Origin of the sequence: Clostridium sp. Marseille-P2415 (assembly GCF_900155545.1) — a bacterium.
In the GTDB taxonomy this organism is placed as follows: Bacteria; Bacillota; Clostridia; order Lachnospirales; family Lachnospiraceae; genus Lacrimispora.
In genome coordinates this window covers 3,675,081-3,690,821 of record NZ_LT732526.1, presented here as the reverse complement: position 1 = coordinate 3,690,821, position 15,741 = coordinate 3,675,081, and the positions used below count along the sequence as shown (strand labels likewise).

General features: G+C 43.5%; 13 protein-coding genes. All 13 read right to left on the bottom strand.

Annotation, left to right across the window (positions count from 1 at the left end; genetic code table 11):
* Positions 1-8 precede the first annotated feature (8 nt).
* The 13 genes from fabG to BQ9856_RS21770 all read right to left on the bottom strand — a co-directional run bounded on the left by fabG (position 9) and on the right by BQ9856_RS21770 (position 15,700).
* Positions 9-749, bottom strand: coding sequence for a 3-oxoacyl-[acyl-carrier-protein] reductase (gene fabG, locus BQ9856_RS21830; protein ID WP_077612884.1), 741 nt, complete (start codon positions 747-749; stop codon positions 9-11).
* A 97-nt stretch (positions 750-846) separates the two neighbouring features.
* Positions 847-1,761: an ACP S-malonyltransferase gene (fabD, locus tag BQ9856_RS21825; RefSeq protein WP_077612883.1), complete on the bottom strand. Its 915-nt coding sequence runs from the start codon at positions 1,759-1,761 to the stop codon at positions 847-849.
* Positions 1,762-1,777: 16 nt separating this feature from the next.
* Positions 1,778-2,701 (bottom strand): enoyl-[acyl-carrier-protein] reductase FabK, encoded by a 924-nt coding sequence (gene fabK / locus BQ9856_RS21820; protein WP_077612882.1) that lies wholly within the window; start codon positions 2,699-2,701, stop codon positions 1,778-1,780.
* A complete protein-coding gene (gene acpP, locus BQ9856_RS21815; RefSeq protein WP_077612881.1) occupies positions 2,701-2,934 on the bottom strand; it encodes an acyl carrier protein in 234 nt (77 codons plus the stop codon). Before acpP ends, fabK begins: the two co-directional genes overlap by 1 nt.
* 79 nt (positions 2,935-3,013) lie before the next feature.
* Positions 3,014-3,979 (bottom strand): beta-ketoacyl-ACP synthase III, encoded by a 966-nt coding sequence (locus tag BQ9856_RS21810; protein WP_077613491.1) that lies wholly within the window; start codon positions 3,977-3,979, stop codon positions 3,014-3,016.
* Between the two features lie 185 nt (positions 3,980-4,164).
* Entirely contained in the window at positions 4,165-5,181 is a 1,017-nt protein-coding gene (locus tag BQ9856_RS21805; protein ID WP_159442061.1) for a LacI family DNA-binding transcriptional regulator, read from the bottom strand.
* A gap of 84 nt (positions 5,182-5,265) precedes the next feature.
* Positions 5,266-6,876, bottom strand: coding sequence for an ABC transporter substrate-binding protein (locus BQ9856_RS21800; protein ID WP_077612879.1), 1,611 nt, complete (start codon positions 6,874-6,876; stop codon positions 5,266-5,268).
* A gap of 170 nt (positions 6,877-7,046) precedes the next feature.
* Complete coding sequence (gene ltrA, locus BQ9856_RS21795; RefSeq protein WP_077609315.1) at positions 7,047-8,345, bottom strand: group II intron reverse transcriptase/maturase; 1,299 nt, start codon at positions 8,343-8,345, stop codon at positions 7,047-7,049.
* Between the two features lie 267 nt (positions 8,346-8,612).
* Positions 8,613-9,911 carry a group II intron reverse transcriptase/maturase gene (gene ltrA / locus BQ9856_RS21790; protein WP_077609315.1) on the bottom strand — a complete coding sequence of 433 codons (1,299 nt, stop codon included), beginning with the start codon at positions 9,909-9,911 and terminating at the stop codon, positions 8,613-8,615.
* A gap of 499 nt (positions 9,912-10,410) precedes the next feature.
* A complete protein-coding gene (locus tag BQ9856_RS21785; protein ID WP_328587259.1) occupies positions 10,411-11,190 on the bottom strand; it encodes a carbohydrate ABC transporter permease in 780 nt (259 codons plus the stop codon).
* A 125-nt stretch (positions 11,191-11,315) separates the two neighbouring features.
* The gene (locus BQ9856_RS21780; protein WP_077612877.1) at positions 11,316-12,227 is read right to left on the bottom strand and encodes an ABC transporter permease; all 912 of its coding nucleotides are present in this window, start codon (positions 12,225-12,227) and stop codon (positions 11,316-11,318) included.
* Positions 12,228-12,266: 39 nt separating this feature from the next.
* Positions 12,267-13,586 carry a glycoside hydrolase family 53 protein gene (locus tag BQ9856_RS21775; protein WP_077612876.1) on the bottom strand — a complete coding sequence of 440 codons (1,320 nt, stop codon included), beginning with the start codon at positions 13,584-13,586 and terminating at the stop codon, positions 12,267-12,269.
* A 380-nt stretch (positions 13,587-13,966) separates the two neighbouring features.
* The gene (locus BQ9856_RS21770; protein ID WP_077612875.1) at positions 13,967-15,700 is read right to left on the bottom strand and encodes a glycosyl hydrolase 53 family protein; all 1,734 of its coding nucleotides are present in this window, start codon (positions 15,698-15,700) and stop codon (positions 13,967-13,969) included.
* Positions 15,701-15,741: the final 41 nt, after the last annotated feature.

Below are 15,741 nucleotides of genomic sequence, written 5' to 3'. Positions count from 1 at the left end.
ATCTCTCCTTACATAGCCATGCCGCCATCCACACTGATCACCTGACCTGTGATGTATCCGGCTCCTTCTGATGCCAGAAATGCTACCGCATCGGCAATATCTTCCGTTGTTCCAAAACGCTTCATGGGGATCTGCTCTAAGGTGCCCGCCTTCACGGATTCCGGCAGCACATCAGTCATATCGGTCCGGATAAATCCCGGAGCCACTGCATTTACCGTGATCCCCCTGCTGGCGGCCTCTCTGGCAAATGATTTGGTAATTCCGATCACGCCCGCCTTGGCCGCACAGTAATTGGCCTGGCCTGCATTGCCCAATACGCCGGCCACAGAGGAAATATTAATGATCCTTCCGCTCTTCTGTTTGATCATCTGGCGCGATACATGCTTCATGCAGTTGAATACCCCTTTTAAGTTGGTGTTTATGACTGCATCGAACTCTTCCTCGGACATCTTCATCAGCAGATTATCCCTTGTGATACCTGCATTGTTAACAAGAATATCCAGTTTTCCGTATTTCCTGATCACACCTTCCAAAAAAGCTCCGGCACTCTCATAATCCGTTACATTACACTGAATGGCCTCCGCCTTGCCGCCCTTCTCTTCAATCTCCTTAACCACTTCCAGGGCCTTTGACTCAGAACCATTGTAATTTACAATCACCGTTGCACCCTGTCCTGCCAGCTTTACGGCGATCGCACGCCCGATTCCTCTGCCGGCTCCGGTCACGACTGCTACCCTGCCGTCTAACATGCTCATTTCCTCCTGCATCCATAATGAAGTTCGATTCACCTAAGGTTCATCGAACGGCTATTTTTCTAAATTCAAGCTGTGCTTACGCTTTCTTTCATTAAGAAAAATATGCCTCCATATCTTCCAGTTTCTCTATATTAAAGACTTTTGCATCTCTGGTAATCTTCTTTATAAATCCTGCCAGGGTCTTACCCGGCCCGATTTCAATAAAGGTATCCACTCCATCTGCCAGCATGGTTTCCACGCTCTGCTGCCAGCGCACGGAGGAAGACACCTGCTTTTCCAGTAAAGGCCTTACCATATCACCTTCGGTCACATACCCGGCGGTCACATTGGCCACATAAGGGATCCGGGGAGTTAAAATCTCCACGCCCTTTAATACCTCTCCCAGCTTTTCACCTGCACCGGCGAGCATGGAAGAATGGAACGGTCCGCTTACATTTAACATCAGGGCACGCTTTGCACCTGCTGCCAGGAGTTTTTCATTGGCCTCTTCCACCGCCTCTTTTTTACCCGATATCACAATCTGCCCCGGGCAGTTGTAGTTGGCGATCTGGACTCCCTCCATACCGCCTAATACCTCTTCAATTTTAGATGCATCCAGCGCCAGAATGGCAGCCATGGCTCCGATTCCCGCCGGGACTGCTTCCTGCATGAGGATTCCCCTCTGCCTTACTGTCAAAATAGCATCCGCATCGCTCATCACGCCTGCGGCCGCAAGTGCACAATATTCTCCCAGGCTTAAACCCGCAGCCACATCCGGTCTCACACCCTTTTCCGCTTCCATTACCCGCATCATGGCGATGCCGGTGGTTACCATGGCAGCCTGGGTATATTCCGTAATATCCAGCCGGTCATTCTTCTCAAAGCACAATTCCGGTACAGAAAATCCAAGCAGCCCGGAGGCCATGTCGTATATTTCTTTTCCAATCGCTGTCTGCTCATAAAAATCCTGGCCCATTCCGCAGTACTGCGCGCCCTGGCCTGGGAAAATAAATGCAATCTTGCTCATAATCATAAACTCCTCTTTAACGGCCAAGCAATCTCTCTGCCTGCTCCATCATCTCATCAATCATTTCTTTGCAGGACTGCTCTTTGTAAATCATACCTGCAATCTGGCCGGCCATAACCGTGCCGTTTGTGATGTCCCCCTCCTGAACTGCCTTTCTAAGGGTTCCAAGAGTCATATACTCCAGCTCTTCAAAGGACTTGCCTTCCTGTTCCAGTCTCACATACTCTCTCGTCATCTGGTTTCTTAAGCATCTGACCGGATGTCCATGAGTACGGCCGGTTACTGCGGAATCAATATCCTTTGCCTTAATGATCCGCTGTTTGTAGTTATCATGTACAATGGATTCCTTCGCCACCACAAATCTGGTACCGATCTGAACTGCCTCCGCGCCCAGCATAAATGCTGCTGCAATTCCGCGTCCATCCCCGATTCCGCCTGCAGCGATCACCGGAATGGATACCGCATCCACTACCTGGGGAACCAGAGTTATAGTCGTCTGTTCTCCGATATGTCCGCCTGATTCACAGCCTTCCGCCACCACTGCATCCGCTCCATAGCGCTCCATTCTCTTTGCCAGCGCCACAGAAGCCACTACCGGGATCACCTTGATACCGGCAGCCTTCCACATTTCCATATACTTTTCCGGGTTTCCGGCTCCGGTGGTCACCACCTTGATGCCTTCCTCCACAACAACCTTAGCCACATCCTCTGCATGAGGGCTTAACAGCATGACATTTACGCCAATCGGCTTATTGGTCAGCTCCTTTGCCTTGCGGATTTCCGCACGGACCGCCTCGCCGGGGGCATTTGCACCGCCGATCAGCCCAAGACCGCCTGCTTCCGATACGGCCGCGGCCAGGTGGTGCTCAGCCACCCAGGCCATGCCGCCCTGGATGATCGGCTGTTCCACTCCCAATAATTCGGTAACTCTGGTTTTCATTACGCTTCCACGCCCTTTGCTTTTAAATAGTCCATAACCTGCTGAACCGTAGTCAGCTTTTCCAGATCCTCAGACGGGATTTCAACGGAATACTCATCCTCAAGAGCCATAACAAGCTCAAACAGATCCAGAGAATCTGCTCCCAAGTCCTCTTTAAAGGAAGACGCAGCGGTAACTTTTTCAGCCTCCACATTTAACTGCTCCGCGATAATTTCCTGCATTTTCTCTAACATAATTCCAATCTCCTCTTTCATTTTCATCATTTTAATTTTTATACTATTACTTTGATTTTCAAAGTATTAGTTGAAATCATTACCACTCCATAAGAGTGGCTCCCCAGGTTAACCCTGCGCCAAAGCCAGCAAGTATGATCTTATCTCCCCGCTGTAATTTTCCTTCCCGGTTCATCTCATCCAACAAAATCGGTATGGTCGCTGCCGATGTGTTTCCAAACCGTTCTAAGTTGGTTGGAATTTTCTCCATGGGTATCTTTAACCGTTTCGCTATGGATTCAAAAATCCGGTAATTTGCCTGATGCAGAATAAAATATTTAATTTCATCTATATCGGTTCCGCTCTCTGAAAGCACCTTTTTAATGGATTCCGGCACCGTCTTGACCGCGAACTTGAACACTTCCTGGCCATCCATGGTCATATAGCCGAGCTCCGGCTTCTTTCCCGTCAGGAAATTTCCCGTGGTCCGCCCTCCGCATTCCAGAGCGCTTCCCCTGCTGCCATCCGCTCCCATGGTCATGGTAAGGACACCATTTTCTTCCGCCCGTACCACAGCCGCTCCGGCTCCGTCACCGAACAGGACACAGGTGCTTCTGTCACTCCAGTCAATAAGCTTACTCAATGTATCCGCTCCGATCACCAGCCCTGTCTTATAGATCCCTGCTTTAAAAAAACTTTGAACCGTATGAAGGGCATAAATAAACCCGGTGCACGCTGCGCTTAGATCAAAGGCTACCGCATTATAAGCTCCGATTGCCGCCTGCACCTCACAGGCACCGCTGGGAAAACAGCAGTCTGCAGAAGATGTCGCCAAAATAATAATATCCAGCTCTTCTGCCGATACACCGGCATTCTTAAGAGCCTCTTTCGCTGCCTCTGCTGCCAGATCCGAGGTCCCGGACTCGGACGATGCGATCCGCCTTTCCCTGATTCCGGTCCTGGTTCGTATCCATTCGTCGCTGGTGTCCACAAACTTTGCCAGATCATCATTGGTCACCACCTGGTCCGGGACAGCAGAACCTGTTCCAATAATTTTTGTTGTCATAAATTCCCCCATTCATGCCGCCGCCTCTCCTTTTCTTCCTGGAGCCGGCGGTCTGCATGCCGCGTTGGATTGTTTTATTATTAAATATTTTGAAACTCAAAATAATTTTATAAAAAGAACTGTCAATTGTCAAGAGAAATTTCTCTCCATCTTATTTCTCCGTATTTCCCAAAACTATTCCCTGGCTACATGGTAGAATCTTTGATTAAAACATTATAGCCAAGGATCAGTTTATTATAGTCTGCATTTTTATTTATGGCATCCAACAGTTTTCTGGAAGCAACACCACCTATTTCTTTTACATCAAATTCCAGACAGGTAACTGAAGGGTAGCAGCTTGCCAACAGCCTGCTGCCGTAGCAGGAAGCAACTTTTACCTCCTGCGGAATTTTTATCTGGTTTTTATAAAGTGCATTCAATACTCCCATACAGATGTTATCATCAAGGCAAAGAATACAATCCACTTTTTTACCCAAAAGCTCCATCACATCTTTTTCCACAATTGATGGATGAACTGCTCCGGTATAAAGCAGATCCTCATCCATAAAAACTCCCGCTTCACGATACGCAGCCCGGATTCCTTTCAGACGGTTCTGGGTTACAATATGCCCTTTATCACCGCAAAGACATGCAATTCTCTTAATATTCATTCGAAGCAGTACGGAGGCTAAATCCCTGCAGCCCCCTTCCTGGTCAAAATCAACCTGAATAACCTCTGTCTCCGGCCAGCTTCCAATTACCACAAAAGGAATCTCTTGTTTTTTTAAATAGCTTACAGCCAAATCTCCTGCCATTGTTCTGGTAAATACCACTCCATCCACTTTATGCTGTTCCACCAGTGTTTTTAAGGCCTGTATATCCGAGGAGGTTGTCTTTACCAGCAATACACCGTAATTCCATGATGAAAAACAGTCGTAAATACTTAATAAAATCTCTTGAAAATAAGGCAGTTGTGCATGTCCCTCTTCCCCCGGCAAAAGTACACAGATATTCTTAGACCTTTTCTCTGCTTTTTCATTAATATTTGGAATACAATGATTCTCCTCCAAAAAAGCAAATATCTTATCCTGTGTCTCCCGGCTGACCCGGCCCTTACCCGAAATCGCTCTTGACACAGTAGTAGAGGACAACTTCAGTTTCTCTGCTATTTCCTGTATTGTAATTCGCTCACGTCCATTCTCTTGTCCATACTGGAATTTCATAATACCTCCTGATAAATCCATGAATTCCTATTATTATACCTGATTTTCTCTGTAGAAGAAAGAAAATTCCGAACCTGCTTCCGTTTATTGAAGCCCATTTCGCTGCAAATAGGCATTATACTGAGATTTTAATTCCTCCGTAACTTTATCAATTCCTGCACTATTTAATTTCCTTTGAAAGTCTGCAAATTCTGCTCCGGTATTATCTCCATATATCCCAAGCGCAAAGCTCTGCTTATATTCATCTATAATGGATTTAACTACCGTATATTCTGTTTCTACATTTTTCGGGTCAAAAGTAAATCCTGCAATCTGTGGATGATATTCATTTGCATCCATATTTTCAGAAATTGCAATCTGCCTTTCGTCCAGCCCGTCTTCATCCGGTTCGTCCTGACGGTTGAGCGCCCATGCCCAGTTATTCCAGCCATAATTTTTTGCCTGGTCCAATGTCTCACGTGTTTCTTTATCTGTCAGCTTATAATGAGTTCCCTCTATTCCTCCAAGCAAAAGCCTGTTTAAGGAAACGTCACTCTTCATATAATCCAATACCAGCGCGGCTCTTTTCTGATCCCCTGATTTTGTTGTTATGGCAATCGCATCTGTTGCATAGCTTGCCCGGCTTCTGGGAGCTTTCGGTGTCAAATCATATACTGCATAAGTTCCAATCCCCGCTGACTCAAGATTTTTTCCTGCCTGAAATACACTGGTGTTCCACAGGAAAGAGCCAGAGGTCCCGTTTTCAAAATAAGCCTGTGCATCTGTCGTATCATTGATTGCATCAGCCGGCCATATTCCTTCCGAGGCAAGCTCTGCCATTTTCTCTGCATATTCCAGATTCAGATCAGATCCATAAAAGTAAAAGATATCGTCCGCATCAGGTGCCTGCTCTTTGCCGTTATGGTAATACATCCAGTCATATCCTTCCGTCACATTCTGAATGCCTTTGGTCTGGAGAAAAGCGGTAAGCAGCTGCTCGCGGTTTGCATTCGTATTCAAAGGTGTAACACCTGTCCCGGATTTCAACGCTGCCAATTCTTCAACATATTTCTGATAATTTTCCCAGCTGTCCGGCACTGTAAGATTGTACTGATCAATCAGATCCTGACGTACAATTGCAATGTTATACGCAGTAAATGCAGCCTTGGCTTTCGGTACTGCATAAATTTTACCGTTAATAGAAATTTGATCCCAGCTTTCCTGCGGCTGCTCCTCATAGGTATAAGGCATATTTTCTCTCAAAAAATCTTCTGTCAGCTCTAAAAACGCTCCTTTAGCCGCCTCTTCATTGTAATAACACCAAGCGGCTGTATAGATTAAATCTACCTGTTCCCCGCCCGAAAGCAAAAGCGAATATTTCGTGGCATAGTCACTCCAGTTCAAAAATTTAATTTCAACATTTGTATTTAAATTGGGTTCAAAATAATCTGCATTTGCCTTATCAACTACCTTTTGCATATCTGTAGGTTCATCTCCCAGTGCATACATAACAACCGTTTTCCGTTGAGATAAATCATATCCTTTTCCCGAATATGGACTGTCATTTGGTATCGTAAAAGCATCTAAACCGCTTGTGCTGCCGGATACATTCGCAGAATTCCCATTTGAGGCAGTACTCCCGCAAGCCGTTAACATAAAGGCAGTCATGCTTGCCAATGCCAGAGATACTGCCAGTCTTGTTTTCATTTTCATCATTTTTCCTCCTGTTTTGCCTGATTCTTTTCAGTTTTCCATCCGCTAAGCAATCCGCCCTTTTCCGGACGCGCGTTTAGTAAAATCGCACCTCACAATGCGAAGTCCTTTCCAGAACCGTACGTGCGGCTTTCCCGCATACGGCTCTTCATAATAACATTTACAGATTCCCGCTACGCATAGAGATTGTAATACCTCTTGGGATATGCCAGCGGATAATAATCCAGCATCTGCTTAAATTCCTCCCAATTGTAGCTTTTCTTCTGACTCCTTCGATTCATCCAGCGGTATAACAGGCGCGTTGTGTAATAGTGATACTTCATCAGCGATGGTATGTTATACGTCACACCGTAGTATCTGTAGTGTCCAACCAGCTTACGATTAAGGATCAGCATTATCTCTTTTAATGGCTTTGTTCGATTGTTCTTCAGCCACTGCTTCATCTCCTTCAGTTTTGTCCGCATTCGTTTCCCGTTGGTTTTCGGTATCACACAGAACTTTCCCTCCTGGTTTTCTCCGCAATAGAATGTAAATCCCAAGAAATCAAAGGTCTCGGGTTTTCCCTCCCCTTTTCGCTTTCTTCTTTCTTTCGCATATCTCCCGAATTCTACAAGTCTGCTTTTACTCGTCTCTAGTTCCAACCCATATTTACACAGCCGTATCTGCATCTCTTCGTAGTATCGTTTGGCTTCCCCCTTATGTTCAAAGCCTGCCAGGTAATCATCTGCATACACTACCAGAAAACTCATTCCCGTTCCGCGTTTCTCAAAGTATGCTTTGTACCACAACACCAGCACATGGTGCATGTAGATATTTGCCAATATCGGACTGATGATATTTCCTTGGGCGGATCCCCATTCATTCGTCTGATACCTCCCTTCTTCCAGCACTCCTGCTTTCAGATACTTCTTTATCAGCCAGAGTATGTTCGGGTCTTTGATGTAGTATTCAACGAACTTCATTGTCCATTCGTGACTCATATGGTCGAAGAAACCTTTGATATCTGCATCTACAACATAGTTGATACGCTTTCGCACGATACTGATACACATTTCTTTGATTGCCATATGACAGTCGCGTTTCGGCCGGAATCCGTACATGTTCTCCTGAAACTTTGGTTCATATACCGCTTCCAATATCTTCTTTAGTCCTAATTGCACAATTTTATCTTCATAGACTGCAATACCCAGTGGACGCTTCTTTCCATTTGCTTTCGGTATATACACCCGCAGGGTCGGTTTCGGCTTATATGCCTTGTTCCTAAGTCTTTTCACCAGATTTCTGATGTTTTCTCTTAAGTTTTGGCTGTATTCCTCTTTTGTTATTCCATCGACTCCTGTTGCTTTCTTTCCGTCTAATTCTTTATGGCATTGAAGCAATAGTTCCTCATTCAGCAAGTGATACAGTGATGTAAATACCGGTCGGCTTTCATGAGCCGATTTGTCTGCTATTCTTTCTAATTTCGTTTGCATTTATCCTCCCGCCCCTGAGTGCGGTAAATGTGCCCTCAGAAAGAGTGTTATTATGCACTCCCCTTCCCTCCGCCATCATTACTGGCTTCTTTGGTACTATGAGAGTGTCCGACTGCCTGTGACTCCTTTGATTTCCTCCTTGTCATCGTTGTACGTCATACCTGCATGCAGCAGTTATCTGCTTTGCAGGANTGCGAAGTCCTTTCCAGAACCGTACGTGCGGCTTTCCCGCATACGGCTCTTCATAATAACATTTACAGATTCCCGCTACGCATAGAGATTGTAATACCTCTTGGGATATGCCAGCGGATAATAATCCAGCATCTGCTTAAATTCCTCCCAATTGTAGCTTTTCTTCTGACTCCTTCGATTCATCCAGCGGTATAACAGGCGCGTTGTGTAATAGTGATACTTCATCAGCGATGGTATGTTATACGTCACACCGTAGTATCTGTAGTGTCCAACCAGCTTACGATTAAGGATCAGCATTATCTCTTTTAATGGCTTTGTTCGATTGTTCTTCAGCCACTGTTTCATCTCCTTCAGTTTTGTCCGCATTCGTTTCCCGTTGGTTTTCGGTATCACACAGAACTTTCCCTCCTGGTTTTCTCCGCAATAGAATGTAAATCCCAAGAAATCAAAGGTCTCGGGTTTTCCCTCCCCTTTTCGCTTTCTTCTTTCTTTCGCATATCTCCCGAATTCTACAAGTCTGCTTTTACTCGTCTCTAGTTCCAACCCATATTTACACAGCCGTATCTGCATCTCTTCGTAGTATCGTTTGGCTTCCCCCTTATGTTCAAAGCCTGCCAGGTAATCATCTGCATACACTACCAGAAAACTCATTCCCGTTCCGCGTTTCTCAAAGTATGCTTTGTACCACAACACCAGCACATGGTGCATGTAGATATTTGCCAATATCGGACTGATGATATTTCCTTGGGCGGATCCCCATTCATTCGTCTGATACCTCCCTTCTTCCAGCACTCCTGCTTTCAGATACTTCTTTATCAGCCAGAGTATGTTCGGGTCTTTGATGTAGTATTCAACGAACTTCATTGTCCATTCGTGACTCATATGGTCGAAGAAACCTTTGATATCTGCATCTACAACATAGTTGATACGCTTTCGCACGATACTGATACACATTTCTTTGATTGCCATATGACAGTCGCGTTTCGGCCGGAATCCGTACATGTTCTCCTGAAACTTTGGTTCATATACCGCTTCCAATATCTTCTTTAGTCCTAATTGCACAATTTTATCTTCATAGACTGCAATACCCAGTGGACGCTTCTTTCCATTTGCTTTCGGTATATACACCCGCAGGGTCGGTTTCGGCTTATATGCCTTGTTCCTAAGTCTTTTCACCAGATTTCTGATGTTTTCTCTTAAGTTTTGGCTGTATTCCTCTTTTGTTATTCCATCGACTCCTGTTGCTTTCTTTCCGTCTAATTCTTTATGGCATTGAAGCAATAGTTCCTCATTCAGCAAGTGATACAGTGATGTAAATACCGGTCGGCTTTCATGAGCCGATTTGTCTGCTATTCTTTCTAATTTCGTTTGCATTTATCCTCCCGCCCCTGAGTGCGGTAAATGTGCCCTCAGAAAGAGTGTTATTATGCACTCCCCTTCCCTCCGCCATCATTACTGGCTTCTTTGGTACTATGAGAGTGTCCGACTGCCTGTGACTCCTTTGATTTCCTCCTTGTCATCGTTGTACGTCATACCTGCATGCAGCAGTTATCTGCTTTGCAGGAAATCACAGGCTCTCTCCAGTTGACTGATTAGTCATTGTAAAACATGATTGGCCCTTGGACTCCGTCAAAGCCATAACAAACTCGCTTAACGCTTGTTATGATGTTGCCTTCCGCATGGATAAACTGCGTCGGCCTTTAAGACTTTGTAAAATTTCGAAGCTCGATAGCATTGCAACCCTGTTTCCTGACTGTCTACGCTTAGCCTTGCCTGTTACCAGACAACACCCAAGACTCGCTAACGGTGGCTCGCTACGCCTTGCCGTATGGGATTTCCACCCACTAAACCAATCGCCCTTTTCTGGACGCGCTTACCCTTTCACCGCCCCGATCGTAAGCCCCTTTACAAAATATTTCTGCAGAAACGGATAAAGAAGCACGATAGGACCAGTGGCGATTACAGTCATGGCAAGTTTTAATCCCTCTGATGGTAATTGGCCAACCTGCATTCCAGTCTGTGCAGCGACACGCTTCAATGCGGTTGTACTGTTCAAAATATTCTGTAGTGTATACTGTAAATTCCAATTTTCACTCGTACTCATAAACAGCATACAATTATACCAGTCATTCCAGTAAGCCAATGCAATAAACAAAGTGAGTGTCGCAACAAGCGGCTTTGCCATCGGCATAATCACCTTATAAAAAATCAGGAAATCTCCTGCTCCGTCTATTTTGGCAGCTTCGGTCATTTCGAACGGAATTCCTTTCATAAAGCTCTTTGCAATAATCATATTCCACACCGAAAACAAGCCTGGGATAATTAAAGAATAAATGCGGTTGCTGAAATTTAAATATTTTGTACAAAGCAAATACCATGGCACAAGACCGCCATTAAACAAAGTCGTAAAGAAAAAGAAAAATGAAAGTCCGTTTCTCCACGGAAAGTCCGGCCTTGCCAGAACATATCCAGTCATCGTCGTTAAAAAAATAGACAATATTGTCCCTGCTACGGTTACAAAAATTGTCACTCCATAGGCTCTCAGAATACTTTCAGGGTCTTTCAATGCCATCCGATATGCTTCCAGGGAAAATTCTTTAGCCGTAACAAAAAATTGATACCCCCCTGTAATAATAATATTTTCTTTTGTCACGGATCCTACTATAATCAAGTAAAATGGTATCATGCAGGCCAGAGCAAAAACCCCAACCAACATGTATGCCATAATATGAAACACGATAACGTCTTTCCCTTTTTTTATCTTCATTTTTCCGCCTCCTAAAACAAGGTATAGTCCGGATCAGCCTTTTTTACAATATAGTTTGCCGCACAAATAGTTACAAAACAAAGTACGGACTGGTATAAACCTGCGGCTGCCGACATTCCGATATTCGGTGTTGTAATCAAAGAACGGTAAACATAAGTATCGATGACATCTGAAGATTGCAAAAGCAACTGGTTAGAACCCACCAGCTGATAAAACATTCCAAAATCACCACGGAATATATTTCCAATTGCCAGCAGCGTCATAATGATAATAGTGGGTTTTATGCTGGGAATGGTAATATATCTTATTCTCTGCCATACAGAAGCCCCATCAATTTTTGCAGCTTCTATCATTTCCTGGCTGACCCCTGCAATCGCCGCCAGGTAAACTACAGTCCCATATCCCGTCTGTTTCCATAATTTCACCAAAACCATCACAACAGGCCATTGGGAACTCCGCTGATAAATACTGAATTTTTCTGCACCAAAGGCTGTCAAAACAGAATTCAGCACTCCGTTCTCTCCGAAAATATTCAGCATAATGGTTGAAACCACAACCCACGAAATAAAATACGGGAGAAAAATAAATCCCTGTGATACTTTTTTAAATATATTTCCGGTTATTTCACTTAATATGATTGCAAATCCCACTTCAAAAATAATTCCAAAGAAAATAAAAGAAATATTGTAGAGCAAGGTATTTCTGGTAAGAGCCCAAATCTTACCTGTCACAAATAAGTAACGAAAATTATCAAAACCTACCCAGGGACTTCTTAAAAAACCACTGGAATAATTGTAATTTTTAAATGCCACAACGATTCCAAGCATTGGGATATAACTAAAAATAATAACAAATACAAGCGGCGGCACCAACATGAGTAACAGTGTTTTGTTTTTTTTAATACTTCTGGTCAAGCTTCTCATCAATCTATCCTTTCTCTGCCGATGTTGTTCACTTTATATCTATGAATTGTTGGAAGAAGCATTCTTCAAAAGGTTGAATACTTGTAGGGAATCCAATGCCTTTCCATCTGAGTCAAACATCGCCATATTATCCCAGGAACTTCCTTTATCTTCTGTTGAATATTCGATTACGCTATTGTGAAACAGCAATTCATAATTTCCCGATACAGAGGTTGCAAAACCTGTGCCATATAATCCGCTGCTTACCGTATCCGTACCGATCCATGCAGGCTCCCAATAAAATCCTCCAAGTCCGCGTCCTTCTGTCCCAGCCTGGGTGTTCACAAACGCAACTGCCAGAAACACATCATAAATTGCTTTCTTTTGACCGGCAATACTTACATCGTACCCGGAATATGACATATCACGTTGAGAACCTACATTATTTTTTGTCGAATCTGCGTTTGCAAATGTATAGGGATAAGCAGTTTCAGCCACCATTACTTTTTTATTGTAGGTCTTTGCAATATTTTTTAAAGTGACCGCCAAATCATCAGGACTGCCATGCCAAAACGGATAGGCCGAAACCGCAAATACATCATAATCAATTCCTCTTGCAGCTGCCTGTTCGGCATACCAGGAGGCGGTTGTATTGGGATCTGTAAAATGCAATACCTTCAGAATAGCCTTTTCACCTTTTAAACCATATCTGCTATTGGCAGCGTTAACTGCCTCACAGCCTTTCTGCATTGCCGCTCCTACTCCGCTGGTAAGATTCCACACTCCATCATAAAGGCCTCCCATTCCTGCCATGGTCCCCATTGTCTCATTTCCAATCTGAACCATCCCCACTTCCACGCCAGAAGTCAAAAGCGTTGATAGGGAGTTGTAAGTAAAGTCATAAACTGCATTGGCTTTTTGTGCCGGAGTATAATTTTTCCATGCCTTCGGAGCGTATTGCTTGGCGGGATCTGCCCAGAAGTCCGAATAATGGAAATCCACCAGCAGTTTCATTCCATGCGCCTTAGCACGCTGTCCGATTGCAACTGCTTTGGAAATGTCATTATTTCCGCCTCCATAGCCTTTCTGAGTTTGTGTATCATAGGGATCATTCCACACGCGTACCCGTATATAATTAACACCTGCCTTCTTTAAAATATCAAAAATGTCTCCTTGAATCCCATTGGAATAGTAAAATTTCTGTCCCATTTGCTCAAATGCTATAATGCTCGAAATATCTACGCCCCTGATAAAGTCCTTTGTAATTCCCGTACCTGTTTGTGCCGCTTTTACATCATAGCCCGCCTCAGGTAAAGCTATAATCAGACTTACCGCCAGAGTTAAAGTGACCGCAAGGCGTCTCCATATTTTTTTATTCATTCATTACCCTCCCTTTCATTTTGCGCAATTTTATTAAAATTGCATCAATATTTTTGCGCTATACTTGTATTTTATGTTAATTTTTTCCATTTTGTAAATATATAATTTAAACAAATATTATAATTAAATCTTGTATATTTTTTTATTTAAAAAAAGCTGCGCAATATATCAATAATTGCGCAGCTTTTTCGCCAAATTGCTTATTAGTTCTTTTTTTACTTTTTATCTTATGAAGTTCTATCCCTTACTATGTCTTGTAAACCTCATTTTTACGTGCTTATTTTGTCTGTTGAACCTTTGCTCTGCTTGCTATGTCTGCTAAAAATAACAATATCATTTTAGTATCAAACCTGCTCAAAAATCAGCAAAACCTCCAGAACTCAGCACCATAATTTAAATTGCTTTACTTTTCCATAAACAGGAGGTGCATTTACACTTAACCCAACCTCTACGGCTTCATCTTGCTGTACCTGAATATCTTCGATTTTATAAGAAATCCATTCTTTATCCTGAGGAAAAATTGAGGTTTGATAGTACTTTCCTTTTGTTTTGGCAAAAAGACTGATTTCCACCCCCGTTGTATTATCTCCCATGTATTGGCACGAAAAACTGTACGTTCCTCTATTTAACGGTTCTGACTTCGTCCCAAGCACCCATTTGCAAATACTCTCAGAACGAAATGAAAAAATGCTCTCATCAGGCAATTCATTGCTTTGTTTTCCGTCTATGTAAATTTCTGCACGGAAACTTTCCTTACCTTCTTCTATCTCCAGCTTCCATCCTTCCATTCCTTTTGCAAAGGCAGCATTATGAAGAAAGTTATGTTGTCCTGCCTGTTGTTTTTCCACTTTTACCCTGACTTTAACCAGTTCTTCATATCCCTCTACTTTACCTGTAATTTCATAGGTTTTACTATCGGCTCTGGTTGTATCCTGCCATAAGATTTCTTTTTCTGCCAATTCTCCATTCATCTTAAGCGCCTTAACCTTAGCCGGAAGCACTCCCTCCTTCACAGGATCCGCATTTGGAAGAATCTTGACCTCTAAGGGCAAATATACCTTGACTATCTTTTCTTTATCCTTCTTAAAAGCATCGTAGGCAATTGCACGAAGTCCTTCTGTTGCTTTTCCACCTTCATCTGTTAAAGCCATACAGCTTCCCCAGCCCTCACTTCCCTTTGGCATACGCATAAACGGCTCCCAGTAAAAAAATCCCAAACCTCTTTCTTCCCTTACATTGGCTATAATATTTTCAATCAGCTCCAGTACCTTTCTTTGATTTTCCGGTGTTGCCGAAAATCCTGCTGCCTGCTCCTGGGCTTTTCTAAAAAAGGTATCACCGCTTCTTTGAAAGGCATATGCCGTTTCTGCAACAAGCAGATCTTTTCCATATTCTTCTGCCAGATTTTCCACTGTATTTTTAAATTCATAAAAGGTACCGTGCCAAAAGGGATAATAGGAAAGAGCAATAATGTCAAAGTCCTTTACTCCATTTTGCAGTGCCGCATCAAACCATTCCTTATAATAGGCATAACGGCCGCCCTGGTCTAAATGAAGCACCAGCTTCGTCTTTTCCTTTGGCAATACTTCACGTACCGCACGGATTCCACTGTTGATGAGTCCCGCCAGCCCCGGCCAGTTTTGTACGGCTCCGTCAGGAAACAGCATTCCTGTGCGAATTTCATTTCCAATCTGAACCATATCAGGAGCGGCTCCTGCCTGCTCTAAGGTGAGCAGGACTTCTTTTGTGTAATGATAAAGTGCTTCTTTTAACTCGGGATACCCCAAATGTTCCCATGCATGTGGCTTCTTTTGATGCCCTGGGTCCGCCCACCAATCTGAATAATGAAAATCGAGAAAAAATCCATAGTCATATTCTTTTATGAGCCTTGCCATATATAACGTTTTCTCCAAATCACAATACCCGCCGGTCTCTTCTATGAAAGATGGGTCATTCCAGATACGAAGCCTGACATAATTAAAGCCCTGTTTTTTTGCAAAATCCAGCAGCTCAACCGGATTTTTGTCATAATCATAATATTGATATCCTTTGTCCTTCATTTCCAGATATGACGAAATATCCATTCCTCTGATAAATTTTCTTTTTTCCTGCATTCATTGCCCCGCTTTCTTTTGTATCTACCCTATTTGGATGA